Genomic DNA, 19,687 nt, shown 5'->3' on the forward strand with positions numbered 1-19,687 from the left:
AAGGGAGGTCCAGCCGTGCTCACCGAAACGCTGCCCTCGATCATTCCCTATTGCGGCGCCCCACCGGTGCCGGAAGGGTTCTGGAGCGCCTGGAACGGCGACCCGGTCCTGCTGTCCGTCTTCGCCCTGACCGCCGCGGGATACGCGGTGGTGGTACGGCGGCACGGAGCGGGGATGGCGCGGCACCAGCCCTGGTGCTTCGCCGCGGGGTGGCTGGTGCTGTTCGCCGCCTTCGTGTCGCCTCTGTGCAACCTGACCTCCGCCCTGTTCTCGGCACGGGTGGTCCAGCATCTCCTGACCATCCAGGTGGCGGCGCCCCTGCTGGTTCTGTCCTGGCCGATGGGAATGGTGCGCTGGCCCCGCTGGACGCGGGTCCTGGCGTCACCTTTGGCCGTTCCGGAGATCGCCTGGGGACTGTTCGGCTTGTTCCTTTGGGTGTGGCACCTGCCGGGACCCTACATGGCGGCGCTGCGCTTCGACGCGGTGCTGTGGGTCATGCACGCCAGCCTGCTCGTCGGCGCGGTCGCCGCGTGGCGGACGGTGCTGGCACCGGATGATGCGGCGATGCGGGGGAGGGGGCTGCTGTCGGCCTTCGGCACCTCGGTCCATCTCGCCATCCTGGCGGCGCTGCTGATCTTCGCTCCGCAGCCGCTGTTCGTCTACCATCTGGAGACGACGGCGCCCTGGGGTCTGTCGGCGCTCGCCGACCAGCAGCTCGGCGGACTCATCATGGGGGTAGTCGGGGCGGCGGTCTATGTGGCGATCAACCTCTACGCCCTGGCGCGCTGGCTGATGGTGGCCGAGCGGCAGCGGTTGTAAGGCGGTCAGCGCGCCTCCAAGCCGAGGAAGCTCCAGGACACGTCGCCGCGGCCGAGCATATCCTCCCGGTCATTCCGATGGATGCAGCGCAGGCCGACGGACGCGGCAAGTTCGATGGTTTCGGCGGCTGAGACGTCGTACATCGTCCGCCCGGCCGGCACCGGGCCGTGCCGCAAGGACATGACGATCCGGCCGTTCGGGTTCAGGAGAGACGCGATGTGCGGCATGGCGATGCCGCGCTGGGCTTCGTCGAGGTGCATCCACACGGCGGTGAGCAGGATGACGTCGTAGCGTCTGCCGTCGCTCCGCACCATGGCCAGTTCCGGCAGGCTGTCGTCGATCCACCGGATCGGCGTTGCGGCGTGGATGCGCATCCCCGCGCTGCGCAGCTCCACCGTCGGTTCGACGGCGGTCACATCATGACCAAGCCGCGAGAGGGCGGCCGCGTCCCGTCCGGTGCCCGCGCCGATGTCGAGGATGTGGCTCGGCCGGGAGGGAAAGAGGTGGAGCACATCGCGATGCACATCGGCGAAGGCCACGCTCTCGTACTGTTCCGTGAGGGCTGTCGCGTTTTCACCGTATCCGTTCCGTCCGCTCATTCCCCGACTCTCCGCATGATGCGCCGATGACGGCGCGACCGTTCCCCTGCTTACCACAGACAGCCGGAGATCGTTGATGCCGTGGGGAATGCGCGCAGCGAAAAACCCCGGCCCTTGCGGGCCGGGGTTCCCGTGTCGCGTCACGCTCAGTGGACGGCGGCGCTGCTCCGCCCACCGCCGCCGGTCAGGGCGAAGCCCAGCGGCGGCCGCTCCGGGGCCTTGAAACCGGTGGCGCGGTCCTCCTCGACCGGCACCCCGTCCAAGGTCAGGCGGCCGTCCCGCGCCGACAGGTGCAGGGGCGAGCGCTCGTCCACCTCGCCGTCGAGCAGCCGCTCGGCGATCGGGTCCTCCACCAGATTCTGCACCGCCCGCTTCAACGGACGGGCGCCGAAGGCGGGGTCCCAGCCGAGGTCGGCGAGCCGGGCGCGGGCCGCGTCGTCGGCGGTCAGCGACAGGCCGCGCTCCGCCAGACGGTCGGCGACGCGGGCGAGCTGGATGTCCACGATGTAGGCCATCTGCTCGCGCCCCAGCCGGCGGAAGATCAGCACGTCGTCCAGCCGGTTCAGGAACTCCGGCCGGAAGGCGCGGCGCACCGCGTCCATGACCTCGATCCGCGCCCCCTCCAGGCTGTCGTCCTCGCCGAGCGCCGTGAGGGCGTCCGCCCCCAGGTTCGACGTCATGATCAGGATCGCGTGGCGGAAGTCCGCCGTGCGGCCCTGCCCATCGGTCAGCCGCCCGTCATCAAGCGCCTGGAGCAGCACGTTCAGCACGTCCGGGTGGGCCTTCTCGACCTCGTCGAGCAGGACGACCTGATAGGGCCGGCGCCGGATCTTCTCGGCCAGCGTGCCGCCGTCGTCATACCCGACATAGCCCGGAGGCGAGCCGATCATGCGGGCGACGGAGTGCTTCTCCATATACTCCGACATGTCGACGCGGGTGACCGCGGTCTCGTCGTCGAACAGAAAGGCGGCCAAGGCCTTGGCCAGTTCCGTCTTGCCGACGCCGGTCGGGCCGAGGAACAGGAAGGAGCCGGTCGGACGGTTCGGGTCCTTCAACCCGGCCCGCGCCCGGCGCACCGCCTTGGACACGGCGCGCACCGCCTCGGCCTGACCGACGACGCGCTCCGCCAGTCGGTCCTCCATCCCCTTCAGCCGCTGCCGCTCGCTGTCCAGCATGCGGTCCACCGGGATGCCGGTCCAGCGGGTGACCACGGCGGCGATGTCCTTGGCCGTTACCTCCTCCCGCTCGGCGTTGGCGCGGGATTCCGCCTCGGCCAGACGCTTCTCCAGGTCGGGAACGACGCCGTAGGCCAACTCGCCGGCTTTCGCCCAGTCGCCGTCGCGCTGCGCATGCTCCAGCTTGGTGCGGGCCTGGTCCAGCTCCTCCTTGAGGCGGCGGCCCTCGGTGCGGCGGGACTGGCCGACGCGCCACTCCTCCTCCATGGCGGTCAGCTTCGCCTCGTCCACCGCGAGTTCGGACTCCAGCTTGTGCAGCCGTTCCTGGGACGCGGCATCGGGCTCGGACTTCAGGGCCTCGCGCTCGATCTTCAGCTGGGCGACGCGGCGTCCGACGGCGTCCAGCGCCTCCGGCTTGCTGTCGATGGCCATGCGCAGGCGGCTGGCCGCCTCGTCGACGAGGTCGATGGCCTTGTCGGGCAGGCGGCGGTCGGCGATGTAGCGGGCGGAGAGCTGCACCGCCGCGACCACCGCCGCGTCGGCGATGCGCACGCCGTGGTGCACCTCGTACTTGCCCTTGATGCCGCGCAGGATCGACACGGCGTCCTCGTCGGACGGCTCGTCCACGTTCACCGGCTGGAAGCGGCGGGCCAGCGCCGCGTCCTTCTCGATGTATTTGCGGTACTCGTCCGGCGTGGTAGCGCCGACGCAGCGCAGCTCGCCGCGCGCCAGCGCGGGCTTCAGCATGTTGGCGGCGTCCATCGCGCCGTCCGTGCGGCCGGCGCCGATCAGCGAGTGCAGCTCGTCGATGAACAGGATGATGCGGCCCGCCGCCTGCTGCACCTCGGCCAGAACGGCCTTCAGCCGCTCCTCGAAGTCGCCGCGGAACTTGGCGCCGGCCAGCAAGGCGGTGAGGTCGAGTGCCAGCACGCGCCGGTCCTTCAGCCCTTCCGGAACGTCGCCGGAGGCCAGCCGCTGGGCCAGACCCTCCACCACGGCGGTCTTGCCGACGCCGGGCTCGCCGATCAGGACGGGGTTGTTCTTGGTGCGCCGGGCCAGGACCTGGATGGTGCGGCGGATCTCGTCGTCGCGCCCGATCACCGGGTCGAGACGGCCCTGACGCGCCTCTTCCGTCAGATCGCGAGCGTACTTGGCGAGCGCCTCGCCCATCTGGGCATCCTCCTGCCGGTCAGCAGGGTGGTTCTTGCTCAGCGACTCGACGCCCTCGACCAGCACCGCGGGATCGACGCCGGCGCGGTGGAACAGCGCGCGGGTGCTGCCGCCCTGCGCGGCCAGCGATTCGAGAAGCCGTTCGGGGGAAACGAACTTGTCGCCGGCACCCCGCGCCGTTTCGACGGCGTTCTGGAGAACGCCGGCGAGTGCGGGGGACATGAAGATCGGGTGCGGCCCTTCGCCATCCACACGGGTCTGGCGGTTGAGGGTTTCCTCGGCGGCGGTCTTCAGAAGCTCGGGGTCGCCGCCGGCATCGCGGATCAGCTTGGCGGGCACGCCGTCGGCGTCCTCGACCAGGGCCTTCACGAGATGTTCGGGGACGAGCTGTTGGTGGCGTCCGGCGAGAGCCGCCAGTTGCGCGGCCTGGATGACGCCGCGCGCACGGTCAGTGAACAGACCGAAGTCCATCAGGCACTCCGTTCGTTATGGTTCCCGCCCTTTGCGAAGGCGCGGGAAGACGCCCTGTGTGGCCCGCACCATGCGCGGCCCCGGTCGCCTCATGGGAACAGATGGGCAGGGGTGCCGCCCCGATCAAGACGGCCGCCCGGACCGTGGGGCAAGGCTGTCTTGCGCTGTCATTGTCTCACTATATGGACGGTGATTTATTTATTTGACACACTCCATACGCCTTCATAAAGTGGTGGAAACTGATATGCCAGATATCGGACAACAACGCGGGAGGGAGGATATGGCCGGCATCGGAGCAAATCCGCTCGATGCACAAGCGTCGCCGGAGAAGCCGCAGGCCTCCGGAACCCAGACGCTGATGCGCGGCCTCGCCCTCCTGGAATGCGTGGCGGCGGGGATCGGGGACGTGAAGGGCATCGCCGCCCGGCTGGGCACGCCGCGCAGCACCACGCACCGGATGCTCAACAGCCTGACCCAGGACGGCTATCTGCACCATGTGCCCTACAAGGGCTATCTGCTGGGGCCGAAGCTGATCGCGCTCGGCATGCGCGCGCTGGAGCAGCGCCCGCTGGTCGCCATCGCCCGCCCGCACATCGAGGAACTGGCCCGCCAGACCGGCGACACCGTCCATCTCGGCGTCGTCGAGGGGGCGGAGGTCTTCTACCTCGACAAGATTCCGAACACGCGCGGGCTGGAGATGCGGTCGCGCATCGGCCTGCGCATGCCGCTGGCCTCCACGGGGCTGGGCAAGGCGCTTCTCCTCGGCCTGCCGCGCGAGCGCTGGCCGGCGCTGTACGATCAAGCGCTCCGCCTGACCGCAGCAGCGCCGGAGCGGCCCCCGCTGGCGCCCTGGCCAGAGTTCGAATCCCGGCTGGCCGCTTATGTGGACCGCGGCTGGTCCTTCGACCTTGAAGAAAACGAAATCGGCATCCGCTGCGTCGGCGCGCCGATCCGTGACGTCCGCAACCAGGTCGTCGCTGCCATCAGCGTGGCGAGCGCCGTGCCCTACATGCCGGACGAACGGATGGAGGAGCTTGGACCCGTGGTCCGGGCGGTCGCCGACGCGATTTCAAAGGATTTGGGATGGAAACGGGACGAACGGGCGTCGGGGCATCGCTGATCGCCCTCGACTGGGGAACGTCGAGCCTGCGCGGCTTCCTGATGGGCCGCGACGGGCGGGTGCTCGACCAGCGCGCCAACGCGCACGGCATCCAGAACCTGCCGATGCCGGGCATCGCCGGCTTCGAGCAGGCCTTCGCCGACCTGTGCGGCGACTGGCTGTCGGCCCATCCAGGGCTGCCGGTGGTGGCCGGCGGCATGGTCGGCAGCGCCCAGGGCTGGCGTGAGGCCCCCTATGTCCGCTGCCCCGCCGACACGACCACCCTGGCCTCGCAGGCCATCCCGGTGGAAAGCGCGTCGGGCTCCCGCATCCTGATCGCGCCGGGCGTCCTCTACGACCCGCCGAGCGGTCCGCCGGACATCCTGCGCGGCGAGGAGATCCAGATCGCCGGCGTGCTGGCCGACCGTCCCGACTGGGGCCGCGACGCCTGCATGGTGCTGCCCGGCACCCATTCCAAATGGGTGGAGATCGTCGGCGGGCGCATGATCCGCTTCTCCACCTACATGACCGGCGAGACCTTCGCCGTGCTGTGCAAGCACTCGATCCTCGGCCGGCTGATGCCGGCGGACGCCGCCCCGGCGGAGGCCGAGTCCGACGCCGCCTTCGCCGAGGGCGTGCGGGCGGCGCAGGCCGGCGGGCCGGGCGACTTCACGCACCAGATCTTCGCCGCGCGCACGCTTGGCATCACCCGCCGCATGCCGGAGGAGCTTCTGAAGGATTACCTGTCCGGCCTGCTGATCGGCCACGAGCTGGTCTCCGGCCTCGGCCACATGCGCAACGAGCTGCACGAGGGCCGTCCGCTTCTGCTGATCGGCGAGGGCGCGCTCTGCCGCCGCTACGTGCGCGGCCTGGAGCTGCTGGGCGTCGAGCCCACCGACCGGCTTGAGAACACCGCCCCGCGTGGGCTCTTCCAGTTCGCCGTTGCCGCCGGCCTGATCGCGCCGGCGGGGGAGTAACCGATATGTCCGACGATTCCATCAAGGCCCGCTTCGACGCCGCCTTTTCCGCCCTGCCGCTGGTCGCCATCCTGCGCGGCCTGACCCCCGCGGAGGCGGAGGGTGTCGCGCAGACGCTCTACGACAGCGGCTTTCGCATGATCGAGGTGCCGCTGAACTCGCCCGATCCGTTCACGAGCATCGCCGCCGTCCGCCGGCTGCTGCCGCGCGACGCGCTGGTCGGCGCCGGCACAGTCCTGGCGGTGGAGCAGGTGGCCCGGCTCAAGGAGATCGGTGCCGATCTGGTGGTCATGCCGCACGCCGACACCGCGGTGATCCGCGCCGCCAAGGCCGCGGGGTTGGTCAGCCTGCCCGGAATCGCCACTCCGACGGAAGCTTTCGCAGCGCTGTCAGCCGGGGCCGACGCCCTGAAGATCTTCCCGGCGGAGCTGGTCGGCCCGCGCATCATCAAGGCGATGCGCGCCATCCTGCCCGCCGGCACCCGTCTGCTGCCCGTGGGCGGCATCGCTCCGGACACCATGGCGCCGTTCCTGGAGGCCGGCGTGGCCGGCTTCGGGTTGGGGGCCGCGCTCTACGCGCCGGGCCTGTCCGCCGCCGAGGTCGGCGAGCGGGCCGACGCCTTTGTCGCCGCGTGGCGGCGTCTCAACCCGCGCTGACCGAACCCTCGGCACCAGCGCACCAATCCGCGGCCGGTCGCAGAACGCGCCGCGGATTTCCTCCCCCCTCACCATCACAAGCAATTTTCCAGGGAGAACGTTCATGAAGGGCTATCGTTTCGTCACCGGCGCCGTTGTCGGCGCGCTGACCTCCGCCACGATGATGGTCGCCGTGCAGGCCGCCGAGTACCCGACCAAGGCGATCGAGCTGATCGTTCCGTACGCCGCCGGCGGCGGCACCGATCTGGTGGCCCGCGCCTACGCGGACGCCGTGAACCGCCACCTGCCGCAGTCGGTCGGCGTGGTGAACAAGACCGGTGGCGGTGGCGCCGTCGGCCTGTCGGAGATCATGGCCGCCCGTCCGGACGGCTACCGCATCGGCATGGGCACCGTGGAGATCACCACCCTGCCGAACCTCGGCGTCGCCCGCTTCACGGCCGATGATTTCACCCCGATCGCCCGCCTGAACGCGGAGCCGAGCGCCATCACGGTCAACGCCAACGCGCCGTGGAAGACCATCGAGGAGTTCCTGGCCTACGCCAAGGAGAACCCGGGCAAGGTCCGCATCGGCAACTCCGGCACCGGCGCCATCTGGCACCTCGCCGCCGAGGCTCTGGCGACCAAGTCGGGCCTGAAGTTCAGCCACATCCCGTACGACGGTGCCAACCCGGCGGTCACCGCGCTTCTCGGCAACCACATCGAGGCGGTCAGCGTCAGCCCTGCTGAGGTGTCGAGCCACATCGCCGCCGGCACGCTGCGCATCCTGGCCGTGATGGACGACCAGCGCTCCAAGGCCTTCCCCGACGCCCCGACGCTGAAGGAGAAGGGCATCGACGTGACGGTCGCCACCTGGCGCGGCATCGTCGTTCCGAAGAAGACCCCGGCGAACATCGTCGAGACTCTGCGCGCCGCCTCCAAGAAGGCGGTCGAGGAGCAGGGCTTCCGCGATCAGCTGACCAAGATGAACCTCAGCTACGCTTATCTCGACGGCCCGGAGTACAAGGTGGCCATGGAGAAGGACGCCGAGATGTTCAAGGTGCTGATGAAGCAGATCGGCCTGTCCAAGTAAGCCGATCCAAGCAAGCCGCTTCACGTAAGCCGCATCCCCGGCGTGTCCCCGGCGGCCTTCGGGCCGCCGGGCGTCCGAAGGAGATTCATTCATGAGCAACGCTCCCGCTCCGGGCGGCAAGATCGGCCTGCGCCCGCAGGACCGCCTTGCCACGCTGGTCATCGCTGTCCTCGTCATGGCTGTCGCTGTGGCCGCCATCATCGTCGCGGGTGATTTCCCGCCGACCATGCTGGAGACCGACGTCGGCCCTGCACGCTTCCCGATCATCTTCGCGGTCGCCCTGCTGGTGCTCTGCGCGATCCTGGTCTTCAACACGCTTCGGGCGCCGGCCGCTCCCCCGGACGATCCGGCGCAGGCCGAACCCAAGGCCAGCTACGGCACGGTGGCCATCGGCATCGTCGCGACCGCCGCCTGCCTGTACGCCATGGAGTTCGTCGGCTACGCCATCGCGACACCCATCTATCTGTTCGGCCTGATGTGGCTGATGGGGCGGCGCAACCTGATCGCGAACGCCGCCATCGCCGCCGTGCTGACCGCGCTCATCTACGCCGCCTTCGCCGTGGCGCTCAGCGTGCCGCTTCCGGTCGGGAGTCTTTTCGAATGACCCGAACCGATCCGACCGGCCGCAACACTCCGCTGACGGAGGGGTGAGATGTACGAACTCGACATGCTTCTTCACGGCGCGCAGGCGCTGTTCAACCAGCCCATGGCGCTGCTGCTCGCCCTGTTCGGCGTCACGCTGGGCATCATCATCGGCGCGCTGCCCGGCCTGACGGCGACGATGGGCGTGGCGATCCTGCTGCCCTTCACCTTCGGCATGGACCCGCTGTCGGGCCTGTTGATGATTTCCGGCGTCTTCTTCGGCGGCATCTACGGCGGGTCGGTCACGGCCATCCTGCTCAAGATTCCCGGCACCCCGGCCGCCGCCGCCACCGCCATCGACGGCTTCGAGCTGACCAAGAAGGGGCAGGCCGGCATCGCGCTCGGCACCGCCACCTTCTCGTCCTTCCTGGGCGGCACGGCCAGCGTGTTCGTGCTGATCTTCCTGGCCCCGGTGCTGGCGCGCTTCGCCCTGGAATTCAGCGCGTCGGAGTCCTTCGCGCTCGCCGTCTTCGGCCTGTCGATCATCGCCAGCATCTCCGGCGTGTCGGTCATCAAGGGCCTGATCTCCGGCTTCCTCGGTCTGCTGCTGGCAACCGTCGGGCTCGACCCGATGGGCGGCTTCCCGCGCTACACCGGCGGCTACACCGAGCTGTTCAACGTGCCCTTCATCCCGGTGATGATCGGCCTGTTCGCCGCCGCCGAAGCCTTCAAGTCGCTGGAGGACCCGCAGGTCCGCGCCGGCATGGCCGCGGCGCTGGACCGCATCATTCCGCCCTGGCACATGTTCCGCCGCCAGCTGGGCAACATCGCGCGCTCTTCGGGCCTCGGCATCATCATCGGCATGATCCCGGGCGCCGGTGCCGACATCGCCGCCTTCGTCGCCTACAACGAAGCCAAGCGTTTCAGCAAGACGCCGGAGAATTACGGCAAGGGCGAGCTGGGCGCCGTCGCCGCCTGCGAGTCCGGCGCCAACGGCTGCACGGGCGGCGCGCTGCTGACCATGCTGACGCTGGGCATCCCCGGCGACGCGGTGACCGCCGTGATGCTGGGCGCGCTGACCCTTCAGGGTCTGCAGCCCGGCCCGCTGCTGTTCAAGGACCACGCCGATCTGGTCTTCACGCTGTTTGCCGGCATGCTGGTCTGCTACGTCTTCATGCTGGTGGTCGGCCTCGGCTCGCTGCGTTTCATGGGGCGCATCCTGCAGATGCCGAAGTCGGTGCTGACGCCGTGCATCCTTGCGCTGTGCATCGTCGGCACCTACGCCATCAACAACAGCATGTTCGACATCTGGATCATGCTGGCGGCCGGCGTCGTCGGCTACTTCATGCAGAAGTGGGACTTCCCGGCCTCGCCCGTCGTGCTCGCCCTCATCATGGGGCCGATGGCCGAGGCGAACTTCCGCCGTGCGCTGTCGCTGTCGGGCGGCAGCTACGACTTCCTCTACACCCGCCCGATCACCGCGGTCCTGCTGACCATCGCGATCCTGACGCTGATGCTCCCGCTGCTGCGCCGCCTGTGGGCGCAACGCTCGCCCGGCGGACCGACGACGATCAACCCGGCCGCCGGGAGCAGCCGCATGGGGACCCCGGAATGACGACCTCGACCAGCATTGGCCTGGAGGCCGTCTTCGATCCCGACCTGCGCAACGGCACCGGCGAGAATCCGGTCTGGGACGCCGAGCGGAACTCGTGGACCTGGATCGACATCCCGGCACGGACCATCCACCGGCTCGACCCCTCCAGCGGCGCCCACCGCCGCTGGACCCTGCCGGAGATGATCGGCAGCCTCGTCCTGCGTCCGGACGGCGGGGTGGTCTGCGCCTGCGAGACCGGAATCTTCGACGTCGATCTGCCGGGCGAGGGCGGGGAGGCGGTGGTCACCACCCTCGCCACCCACCGCTTCCCCAAGGAGGGCATGCGCTTCAACGACGGGCGCTGCGACCGGCAGGGGCGGTTCTGGCTGTCCAGCATGGTCATGGACATTAGCAAGGGCGACTCCTCCGGCCTGTGGCACCGCTTCACGCGGGCCGACGGGCTGACCGAAACCGGGACCGGCGGCTACATCATTCCCAACGGCTCCGCCTTCAGCCCGGACGGGCGCACGCTCTACGCGTCCGACAGCCACCGCGACGTGCGGATGGTCTGGGCCTGGGACTACGACACGGACACCGGCACCGCCGCCAACCGCCGCCCCTTCGTCGACATGCGGGCGATGGTCGGGCGTCCCGACGGCGCCGCGGTGGACGTCGACGGCTGCTATTGGATCTGCTGCCTGGACGAGGGCTGCATCAAGCGCTTCACCCCGAACGGCGACCTTGACCGCCGCATCGAGGTGCCGATGCGCAAGCCGACCATGTGCGCCTTCGGCGGGCCGGACCTGCGGACGATGCTGGTCACCTCGCTCAGCCGCGGGCCTGCGGACCTCGCCGAGGACCCGCATGGCGGGCGCGTCCTGATGTTCTATCCCGGCGCCCAGGGCCTGCCGGAACCCCGCTTGACTGTTTGAACCCTCTCCCCTCTGGGGAGAGGGTGGCCCGAAGGGCCGGTGAGGGGGGTGCGCGTAACGGTACGTCCGGCAAAAGCGCAACCCCCTCACCCTAACCCTCTCCCCGGAGGGGAGAGGGAACTTCAAGACCAAAGACACGAGAGGCAAGGAATGTTTGACGATCTGAAGGGCAAGCGCGTTCTGATCACCGGCTCCACGCAGGGCATCGGCCTGGCGGCGGTGGAGGCGTTCGCCCGCGCCGGCGCCAAGGTCGCCATGAACGGCCGCCGCGTTCCGGCGGACCTGGAGGCCACGCTGGCCCGTCTGAACGGGCTGGGCGGCGAGGTCGTCTTCCTCCAGGCCGACGTGTCGGACAGCGCGGCGTGCGGCACGCTGGTCGAGGCCTTCGTGGAGCGCTTCGGCGGCATCGACGTGCTCATCAACAACGCGGGCGGTCTTGTCGCGCGCAAGCCGCTGCCGGAGATCGACGATGCCTTCTTCGACGCGGTGACCGACCTCAACTCCCGCTCCGCGCTGATGGTGACCAAGCACGCCCTGCCGCACCTGAAGGCCGCGGCGGCGCAGAACGGCACCACCTCTTCGGTGATCTCGGTCGGCTCGGTCGCCGGCTACACCGGCGGCGGTCCAGGCGCCGGCCTTTATGGCGCGGCCAAGGCGTGGCTGCACAACATCCAGAAGAACTGGGTGGCTTTCCACACCAAGGACGGCATCCGCTTCAACATGGTGTCGCCGGGGACGTTCGACACGGCCTTCCACGCCGACAAGGACGAGGACACCAAGGCCCGCATCGGCTCCGGCTTCCCGATGGGCCGCTTCGGCCGACCGGAAGAGTGCGCCCCGACCTTCCTGTTCTTCGCGTCGCACGCCTGCAGCGGCTACATCACCGGGCAGGTTCTCGACGTCAACGGCGGCCAATACATGCCGTAACGGGCACATGCCGTAACGAGTGATGATTCCGTCCGCGTCCGCTTGGTCAGAGCGGGCGCGGCGGGATCGCGGCGGTGAAAGCTGCCGCATTGGCGGCGATGGCCGGCAGGGTGGGGAAGGGCACGCCGTCCTCGCACCGCAACTGCCGGGCCACCGCGTGCAGGGTGCCGTGATGGCGGCGGCAGAGCATGCCGTCGGCGTCGCGGTCGTAAAGCCGGACGAACTGGACGGGCGCCGCCCCGTCCTCCGCATGGACCTCCACCTCCACCAGATGGGTGCAGAAGGAGCAGGCGGTCAGCGGGTCCGTCGAATCGAAGACCACGCCGGCCTCCAGGCAGCGCCGCGCGAAGGCCTCCAGAAGCACCGACGCGCTGTCCACCGTATCCAGCCCGCGCAGGGCGCGCACGACGTCGCGCATATGGCCGACCTCCGGCAGGATCAGCCCAGCGGCGGAGTGGCGGTCGTGGATCACCAGCTTCATCATGATGCGCGCGCCGTCTCGAAATGGGTGTCCCGGTGATTGGCCGTGCCGCTCGCGGCGTAGCCGGGCCGGCTCGACCACACCCGCTGGCGGATGCGGATTTGTGTCCGGCAGTCGGCCGAGCAGTAGAGCGGGGCGGGGCCGCGGCCGGATGCGCGGGTGAACGGACGCCCGCAGCAGGCGTAATGCAGCTTGGGCATGGGAAGAGGGGGTGTCGTACGGGTGTGTGTTGGCATCGGCATAGCTGGATTCACGAAGCATTTCCAAAGTTGGACGGACTATACGGGTGGTCTGTGACAGTTTGACGGGTGGGGGCGGGCTACCACTTTTTCGCGTCCCGGCCGCCGCACGCGGACACGAAAACGCCATTGAGCACCGGCCGGTTCCCATGACAGGAGGTGGCGTTTGGTAATTTCGGACAATGCTTAAAATGCAGTTGTTTTTCTGGCAGAATATAATTTGAAACGGCTGCATCAGGATCGAGCGGCACCGATAAATTGTCTTTGACGATAAAAAATCGCGTTGTAATGTCCCTTTGGCGGACAAGGGTGTTTCTGCGGACCGGTGATGCACTGGTTGTGGCCGGCGTCCTTGATCGGGGGCAGTGCCGGATCGTCCCTTGCCGCCGCAAGAGGAAGGGGCGGACATGGGAGCACCGACGAAGGCGACGATCCTCATCGTGGATGACACCGCCGACAACCTTTCGCTGCTGAGCAGCCATCTGAAATCCATTTATACGGTCAAGACCGTGAACAACGGCGATGCCGCGCTGCGCATCGCCTTCTCCGACCAGCCGCCGGATCTGATCCTGCTCGACGTCATGATGCCGAGCATGGACGGATACGAGGTGTGCCGCCGCCTGAAGGCCGATCCGCGAACCCGCGACGTTCCGGTGATCTTCCTCACCGCCCGCACCTCCGTCGAGGACGAGAAGTTCGGGTTAGACCTGGGCGCCGTCGATTACATCAGCAAGCCGATCAGCCCCCCCATCGTCCTGGCGCGGGTGAAGAACCACCTGTCCTTGAAGGCTACCGCCGACTCGCTGCGGGCCACCGTCGAGGAGGTGCGCGCCGCCCATAGCCGGCTGGAGGAGACGCAGCAGCATCTGATCCAGACGGAGAAGATGGCGGCGCTGGGCCTGCTAGTCTCCGGCGTCGCACACGAGATCAACACACCGATCGGCGTGGCGCTGACCGCAGTCTCCCATCTCTCCGGGCTGGTCGAATCGCTGGCGTCGCAATTCCAGAATGGGGCGATCCGCAAGTCTGACCTCGCCCGCTTCCTGGAGAACGCGCGGGAAGGGACGCTGCTGGTCACCACCAACATCGTGCGCACTGCCAACCTGATCCAGAGCTTCAAGCAGGTGGTGGTGGACCGCGCCGGATCGGAACGGCGGGTGTTCGATCTCAAGGACTATCTCTCCGACGCCCTGTTCGGGCTGGACCCTCATCTGCGCGAAGCCGGGCATAGCCTCACCGTGTCCTGTCCCGCCGGCCTGACCATCGACAGCCATCCCGGCCCACTGTCGGAGGTGCTGTCCATCCTGATCCGCAACGCCGTGGCCCACGCCTTCCGCCCAGGCCAATGCGGGCGCGTCATTCTGTCGGTCACGCCGCGGGAGGAGGATTGGGTGGAACTGCGCCTGTCCGACGACGGCAAAGGGATCGACCCGGAGCATCTGAGCAAGTTGTTCGATCCCTTCTTCACCACCCGCCGGGGCATCGAGTTTCCGGGTCTGGGGCTCTACATCGCCTTCAACCTTGTCCATCAGGTGCTTCAGGGGACCATCGAGGTGGAAAGCCTGTCCGGCGGCGGCGCCACCTTCGTCGTCCGCATGCCGCGGCGCGTGTCGGCCCTGGCCGAAGCGCCGGCCTGAGGCCGGCCCGCGTGGATGGCTGTGGTCAGGACGCCGGGATGCGCGCGGCCACCCGCCGCAGCACCGCCGGGGGATCGATCGGCTTTGCGATGTAATCCACTGCCCCCATGGCGAAGCCGCGCTGCCGGTCGACCTCATCGGCCCGGCCCGTCAGGAAGATTACGGGGATGTTCCGGGTTCCCGGTCCGTCCTTCAAGGCGGCGCAGACCTCATAGCCGTCCATCTCCGGCATCACCACGTCCAGCAGGATCAGGTCGGGCGCCGGGGACGCGGCGGCGATCTCCAGCGCCTTGCGCCCGTTGTTGGCGACCTTGACCTTGTAGCTGTCCTTCAGCAAGCCACTCAGCAGCTTCAGGTTATCCGGGGCGTCGTCCACGATGAGGATCGTGGCCTTTGGCACGGCGGGTGCCGGTGCGGGCGATGCAATGTTCATGGAGTTGATCCGAATTGGGGAGTCGGCGTCTGTTCAGGCTTGGGCGATCGCGCCGCGTTCGGCCACCGCCGCATCCAGCGTGGCGGCGGCCTCGTCGAAGTCGAAGTTGCGGATTTGATCGCCGATGGCACTGAAGCGGTTGGGGAAGGCGGCTTGCAGCAGGCCCGCGTTCGCGGTCAGCGTCTCCTCCGCGTCCGGGTCGCTGTCGAGCAGAAGCTGGCGGAGCCGATTGCAAACGGCGTGAAGTTCGTCCGCATCCACCGTGACGGCCCCGGTTCCGGACGGCGCGGCGGCCTCCTCTGCCAGCGCCATCTCCAGATGGGCGAGGAGCGCGCCCAACGGCGGTTCCAACGCGGCCAGCCGGGCATCGATCTCCAGACGTGGTCGGGCGTCGCGGATGACGGCCTCCAAATCGGCGGCAGCGTCCTGGACGGGGTGGGCGCCGATGTTGCCGGCGGTGCCCTTCAGTGTGTGGGCATGGCGTTCCGCCGCGGCGAGGTCGCCAGCGTCCAGCGCCCCACGGATGGCGGCGACCACTCCGCGGTGCCCGGAGGTGAACTTGCGCAACAGGTCGAGATAGAGGCGCTTCTTGCCGAGCACGCGCGACAGCCCGGTGACGATGTCCAGCCCGGGAACGCCGGTGGGCAGGTCGCCCGGCTCCTTCACAGCCTGCGCGGGGAGGGGAGGCGGAAGCTCGGCGCCCATTCCAGGCCGGGGCGTCACCCAGGCCAGCAGGGTGAGCCACAGCGCATCCGGGTCGATGGGCTTGGCCAGATAATCGTTCATCCCCGCGTCCAGGCAACGCTCGCGGTCGGCCTGCATGGCGTTGGCGGTCATGGCGACGATGGGCAGGTCGGCGAAGCCCAGCCGACGGATTTCCAGGGTCGCGGCGACGCCGTCCATGACCGGCATCTGCATGTCCATCAGCACGAGGTCGTAGTGAGCCGCCTGCACCATGTCGACGGCGATGGCACCGTTTCCCGCGATTTCCACCACCATTCCGGCGTCGCCCAGCAACTCGCAGGCCACCTGCTGGTTCAGGTCGTTGTCCTCAGCCAGCAGGATGTGAGCGCCGCGCAGGCGCGACAGGTCGGTGGTGGGCGCGGCGGCCGGCACCGGGAGGGCGTCCGCGGGCTGCTCGTCGGCACCCAGGACCCGCATGATCCCATCGAACAGCGCCGACGGGTTGACGGGTTTGAACAGCACCTCTTCGATGGCCGTGTTCTCAGCCCCCCTCAGCACCTCTTCCCGGCCATAGGAGGTGACCATGATGTGATGGGGGGCCTGCGGCAGTTCCAGTGCGGCGATGCCGGAGGAAGTTTCCAGCCCGTCCATGCCGGGCATCTGCCAATCGAGCAGCACGACGCGGAAAGGCCGGCCCTCGCGCGCCGCATACCGCGCCGCCTGGATGGCCGCCGGACCGGAGTCCACGGCTTCGGCGGTGAAGGACATGGCCGACAGCATGTCGGTCAGCACCACGCGGGCGTTCTCGTTGTCGTCCACCACCAGACAGCGGAGGCCGCGCAGGTCGGGCCGCGGCAGCAGCACGCGGCGCGGCCTGTCGCGGCCCAGCCGGGCGGTGAACCAAAAGCTGGAACCGCGGCCCGGCGCGCTGTCCACCCCGACCGCGCCGCCCATCAACTCGGCCAGCCGCTTGGAGATCGCCAGTCCGAGGCCGGTTCCGCCGTACTTGCGGGTGGTCGACGCGTCGGCCTGCTGGAAGCTCTGGAAGAGTTGACTTCTCTGCTCATCGCTCAAGCCGATGCCGGTGTCGCGCACCTCGAAGCGGAGCAGAAGGTCGCTCCCGGCCTCCTCCTCCAGCCGGACGATGATGGCGATTTCACCGCGCTCGGTGAATTTGACCGCGTTGTTGGCATAGTTGACCAGGATCTGCCCGATGCGCAGCGGATCGCCGATCAGGTCGCTCGGCACGTTCTGGGCGACGTCGAAGATCAGCTCCAGTCCCTTGGCCGCGGCCTTCTCGGCGATCAGGTCGGCGAGCGTGCCCAGCACCTTGTCCAGATGGAAACCGGTGCGCTCGACGCTCAGCTTCCCGGCCTCGATCTTCGAGAAATCCAGGATGTCGTTGATGATGCCCAGCAAATGCTGGCCGGACTGGCTGATCTTGAGGACATAGTCGCGCTGGCGCGGCGTCAGGTCGGTCTTCAGCGCCAGATGCGACAGGCCGATCACCGCATTCATCGGGGTGCGGATCTCGTGGCTCATGTTGGCGAGGAAACTGGCCTTCGCCTGGGACGCCGCTTCCGCCCTGTCACGGGTCAGGCGCAATTCCTCGGCCTGGGTGCCCAACCGGACGACGGCGTTCAGGATGCTGTCCAATTCCTGCGTGCGGGCGCCGGGAAGCCGGATGTCGCGCTCGCCTTCGCCGATGCGGCGCAGACCGTCGGCGGCGGACAGCAGCGGCCGCACCACATGGCGGCGGATCAGCAGCCCCGCGGCGATGAATATTCCCAGCACCGCGACGAATGCGAACTGGATGACCTGGGACACCAGACGGGTGCGCTCCTGGATTTGGCCCAGACGTCCCGCCGTCAGTTCGGTCACGTCGACGAGCAGCCGGTCACCGACCGTGTTCAGTTCCACCAGCGTCTGCGCCCATTTCTCGGTGAGGCTCTCCTCCTTGGATTGGGGAGCGGCATCTCCGGTGGCGGCGCTCTCCAGCCGCCGCGCCTTTGCCGAGGAGACCTGCCGGATGACCGCGTAGGCGTCCGTAACCTGCCGCTTCAGGGAGGGATCGAACTGGAAGGTTGGGTGGAAGGCCAGCGCTTGGGCGGCCAGCAGGGCCTCGCGGCGGCGGCGGGGGTCGTCGGCGGAAAGGACGATCGCTCCCGACTGCTTCAACCGCTCCAGATTCACGACGGCGCGCTGGCGTTCCAGAATCAGCGGCACCATGCGATCCTGACTGTCGGCGGCCAGGCGCTCCATCTTGCCCTGCTCCCCGACGATGCCGAGGAAGAGCAGGCCGATCAGCGCCAGCAGGATCGCGCCACCGGTGAGAATCGCCGGTTGCAGCCGTACGCAGGGATGCCTGCGGTCGTGGGCGGACGCCATGGCCGGTTCCGGTTCAGTAGATGTCGAAGGGGAAGTAATTGCGGTTGATCCGCTGGTAGGTGCCGTCGTTGCGCAAGACAGTCAGGGCTCGGTCCACCGCCGCCTTCAACGCGTGCTGACCGGGAGGGAAGACGATGTGCACGGTCCCGCCCAGCCCGTCCTCCGACATCGGGGTACCAATGGTCTCGAATCCCTCACCGGTGTCGGACAGCAGGAAGTGCACCACGTTCAGCGTCGGGCCGATGGCCATGTCGCATTGGCCGTTGCGCATGGCGTCCCACAGGTCGTCGAGTGTTGGGACGGGCACCAGGTTGGCGTGCAGCGTCGGGTCGGCCTCGGCCAGACGGAGCAAGGCCGCGTGCTGCCGCGAGCCGCGGATGGTGGCGATGCGCCGGCTGCGGATCGCCTCATCCAGGCTCAGTTCCGGCATGCCCCGGCGCCCGACCAGGCTGGTGCTCGACCGCCAATAGGGAACCGAGAACAGGAGCCGCTGCTCCCGGTCGGGCGTGCGCAGCACGTTGCCGAAACCGATGTCGAAGCGGCCCGCGGCGACGTCTTCGATGATCTGCTTGAAGGGGACCGCGTCGAAGCTGCACACCGCGCCCAGCGAGCGGCACAGCTCGCGGCCGAAATCGATGTTGAAGCCGACCAGGGCGCCGGCGGCGTCGCGGTCGCTGAACGGTGGGGAGTGGTCGATGACCACGACGCGCAGGAACGGCCGGTCGGTCGGGGGCGGTGCGTCCGCCCGGATCGGCTGCGGAAGCGCCAAGCCAGTCAGCAGGACCGCGGCGGCCAACAGGGCCTGAGTGGTGGCGAAGCCCATGTGGATACCCATCGCCGCCTCAGTACATCCGGAAGGGCAGGAAGCGGGAACTGATGGCGTCGTACCGCCCATCCGCGAGGATCGCGCGCAGGGCCATGTTGACGCGGTCGCGCAACTCCTCGCGCCCCAGGGGCAAGGCGATGGCCGACTCGCCGCCCAGCCCGCTTTCGGTCAACGGGTCGCCCACGACCTCCAGCGCTTCCCCTTCCGCGCTGGTCAGCAGATGGACGGTGACGGCGGTCGGGGCCAGCGCCAGATCGACCCGTCCGTCCAGAACGGCGCGCAGCGCATCCGCCTGGTCGTCGTAGATCACGACCGTACCGCCGATGTTCCTGGCGGTCAGATAGTCGTACTGTTTCGACCCGCGGGTGACGGAGATGCGCTTCCCCGCCAGATCCGGCGCCATGCCCACCGTCCATTCGCCGGCCCGCCCGATGTAGCTGGAGCTGGAGCGCTTGTGGCGATCGGTAAAAAGGTACTTCTTCGTCCGCTCCGGCGTCTTCAGGATGCTGGCAACCGCAAAATCGGCGGCGTTGCGGTCAAGCAGATCCAGGACTTCCGGAAATTGCAGGGCGGTGATCTCGCAGCGGATGCCCATGGTGTCACAGAGCGCGCGGGCGATCTCCACCTCGAAGCCGGTCAACTTGCCCTGTTCATCGACCATCGCGTATGGCGCCATCTTCCAGGTGAGCACCCGGTAGATCTCGTCCGCACGGGCGGACAGGGCCGAGACGCTGAGCAGGCCGGCAAGCCACAAGGTCGTCAAAGAACGAAACGGCGTCAGGCGGATCACGGGCTGCCTCAGCAAAGCGGAAGGATGAAGCGCAGCGATCATCCGGCGCTGCAACGGCCTGGACCACGCCGCATCCCGGTTGTTTTACACTGCTCTCGCCGGATCGACGGCTGATGACGGCGAGACACAGCCATCATAT

General features: G+C 68.5%; 17 protein-coding genes and 1 pseudogene. 10 read left to right on the forward strand and 8 right to left on the reverse strand.

Annotated features, from left to right (window positions below; translation table 11 throughout):
* Nucleotides 1–15 precede the first annotated feature (15 nt).
* A complete protein-coding gene (locus tag AMK58_RS22715) occupies nt 16–819 on the forward strand; it encodes a cytochrome c oxidase assembly protein (RefSeq protein ID WP_035679569.1) in 804 nt (267 codons plus the stop codon).
* Between the two features lie 5 nt (nt 820–824).
* On the opposite strand, the gene AMK58_RS22720 is transcribed toward AMK58_RS22715, so the two are convergent.
* The gene (locus AMK58_RS22720; RefSeq protein WP_035679568.1) at nt 825–1,418 is read right to left on the reverse strand and encodes a class I SAM-dependent methyltransferase; all 594 of its coding nucleotides are present in this window, start codon (nt 1,416–1,418) and stop codon (nt 825–827) included.
* 146 nt (nt 1,419–1,564) lie between these two features.
* The gene (gene clpB, locus AMK58_RS22725) at nt 1,565–4,234 is read right to left on the reverse strand and encodes an ATP-dependent chaperone ClpB (RefSeq protein ID WP_059399492.1); all 2,670 of its coding nucleotides are present in this window, start codon (nt 4,232–4,234) and stop codon (nt 1,565–1,567) included.
* 280 nt (nt 4,235–4,514) lie between these two features.
* Here clpB and AMK58_RS22730 point away from each other — a divergent pair, with 280 nt between their 5' ends.
* The 8 genes from AMK58_RS22730 to AMK58_RS22765 all read left to right on the forward strand — a co-directional run bounded on the left by AMK58_RS22730 (nt 4,515) and on the right by AMK58_RS22765 (nt 12,070).
* A complete protein-coding gene (locus AMK58_RS22730) occupies nt 4,515–5,354 on the forward strand; it encodes an IclR family transcriptional regulator (RefSeq protein ID WP_035679536.1) in 840 nt (279 codons plus the stop codon).
* Nucleotides 5,318–6,310, forward strand: a complete 993-nt coding sequence (locus AMK58_RS22735; protein ID WP_035679534.1) for a 2-dehydro-3-deoxygalactonokinase — start codon at nt 5,318–5,320, stop codon at nt 6,308–6,310. Before AMK58_RS22730 ends, AMK58_RS22735 begins: the two co-directional genes overlap by 37 nt.
* A 5-nt stretch (nt 6,311–6,315) precedes the next feature.
* Nucleotides 6,316–6,966 carry a 2-dehydro-3-deoxy-6-phosphogalactonate aldolase gene (locus AMK58_RS22740; RefSeq protein ID WP_035679533.1) on the forward strand — a complete coding sequence of 217 codons (651 nt, stop codon included), beginning with the start codon at nt 6,316–6,318 and terminating at the stop codon, nt 6,964–6,966.
* A gap of 103 nt (nt 6,967–7,069) precedes the next feature.
* Nucleotides 7,070–8,035 (forward strand): Bug family tripartite tricarboxylate transporter substrate binding protein, encoded by a 966-nt coding sequence (locus AMK58_RS22745; protein WP_059399493.1) that lies wholly within the window; start codon nt 7,070–7,072, stop codon nt 8,033–8,035.
* A 91-nt stretch (nt 8,036–8,126) separates the two neighbouring features.
* Nucleotides 8,127–8,639 carry a tripartite tricarboxylate transporter TctB family protein gene (locus tag AMK58_RS22750; RefSeq protein ID WP_035679531.1) on the forward strand — a complete coding sequence of 171 codons (513 nt, stop codon included), beginning with the start codon at nt 8,127–8,129 and terminating at the stop codon, nt 8,637–8,639.
* 48 nt (nt 8,640–8,687) lie between these two features.
* Complete coding sequence (locus AMK58_RS22755) at nt 8,688–10,232, forward strand: tripartite tricarboxylate transporter permease (protein ID WP_035679529.1); 1,545 nt, start codon at nt 8,688–8,690, stop codon at nt 10,230–10,232.
* On the forward strand, nt 10,229–11,143 hold the full coding sequence (locus AMK58_RS22760; protein WP_079285552.1) for an SMP-30/gluconolactonase/LRE family protein: 915 nt from the start codon (nt 10,229–10,231) through the stop codon (nt 11,141–11,143). Before AMK58_RS22755 ends, AMK58_RS22760 begins: the two co-directional genes overlap by 4 nt.
* A 150-nt stretch (nt 11,144–11,293) precedes the next feature.
* Entirely contained in the window at nt 11,294–12,070 is a 777-nt protein-coding gene (locus AMK58_RS22765; protein WP_035679527.1) for an SDR family NAD(P)-dependent oxidoreductase, read from the forward strand.
* A 46-nt stretch (nt 12,071–12,116) separates the two neighbouring features.
* On the opposite strand, the gene AMK58_RS22770 is transcribed toward AMK58_RS22765, so the two are convergent.
* Both AMK58_RS22770 and AMK58_RS29935 read right to left on the reverse strand, forming a co-directional pair.
* Nucleotides 12,117–12,554 (reverse strand): hypothetical protein, encoded by a 438-nt coding sequence (locus AMK58_RS22770; RefSeq protein WP_035679525.1) that lies wholly within the window; start codon nt 12,552–12,554, stop codon nt 12,117–12,119.
* The gene (locus AMK58_RS29935; RefSeq protein WP_079285576.1) at nt 12,551–12,751 is read right to left on the reverse strand and encodes a hypothetical protein; all 201 of its coding nucleotides are present in this window, start codon (nt 12,749–12,751) and stop codon (nt 12,551–12,553) included. The genes AMK58_RS22770 and AMK58_RS29935 overlap by 4 nt, the downstream gene beginning before the upstream one ends.
* Nucleotides 12,752–13,197: 446 nt before the next feature.
* On the opposite strand from AMK58_RS29935, the gene AMK58_RS22775 reads away from it, so the two are divergent.
* Nucleotides 13,198–14,427: a sensor histidine kinase gene (locus tag AMK58_RS22775; protein ID WP_035679523.1), complete on the forward strand. Its 1,230-nt coding sequence runs from the start codon at nt 13,198–13,200 to the stop codon at nt 14,425–14,427.
* Between the two features lie 37 nt (nt 14,428–14,464).
* On the opposite strand, the pseudogene AMK58_RS22780 reads toward AMK58_RS22775, so the two are convergent.
* From AMK58_RS22780 to AMK58_RS22795, 4 genes and pseudogenes are all read right to left on the reverse strand, one after another.
* A pseudogene (locus AMK58_RS22780) lies at nt 14,465–14,860 on the reverse strand (response regulator); the annotation flags it as partial.
* A 33-nt stretch (nt 14,861–14,893) separates the two neighbouring features.
* A complete protein-coding gene (locus AMK58_RS22785) occupies nt 14,894–17,932 on the reverse strand; it encodes a hybrid sensor histidine kinase/response regulator (RefSeq protein WP_059399495.1) in 3,039 nt (1,012 codons plus the stop codon).
* A gap of 13 nt (nt 17,933–17,945) precedes the next feature.
* Nucleotides 17,946–18,767: a substrate-binding periplasmic protein gene (locus tag AMK58_RS22790; RefSeq protein ID WP_236778342.1), complete on the reverse strand. Its 822-nt coding sequence runs from the start codon at nt 18,765–18,767 to the stop codon at nt 17,946–17,948.
* A 7-nt stretch (nt 18,768–18,774) separates the two neighbouring features.
* Nucleotides 18,775–19,548 carry a substrate-binding periplasmic protein gene (locus AMK58_RS22795; RefSeq protein ID WP_079285579.1) on the reverse strand — a complete coding sequence of 258 codons (774 nt, stop codon included), beginning with the start codon at nt 19,546–19,548 and terminating at the stop codon, nt 18,775–18,777.
* Between the last annotated feature and the right edge of the window lie 139 nt (nt 19,549–19,687).

This window comes from Azospirillum brasilense, assembly GCF_001315015.1.
GTDB classification, from domain to species: Bacteria; Pseudomonadota; Alphaproteobacteria; order Azospirillales; family Azospirillaceae; genus Azospirillum; species Azospirillum brasilense.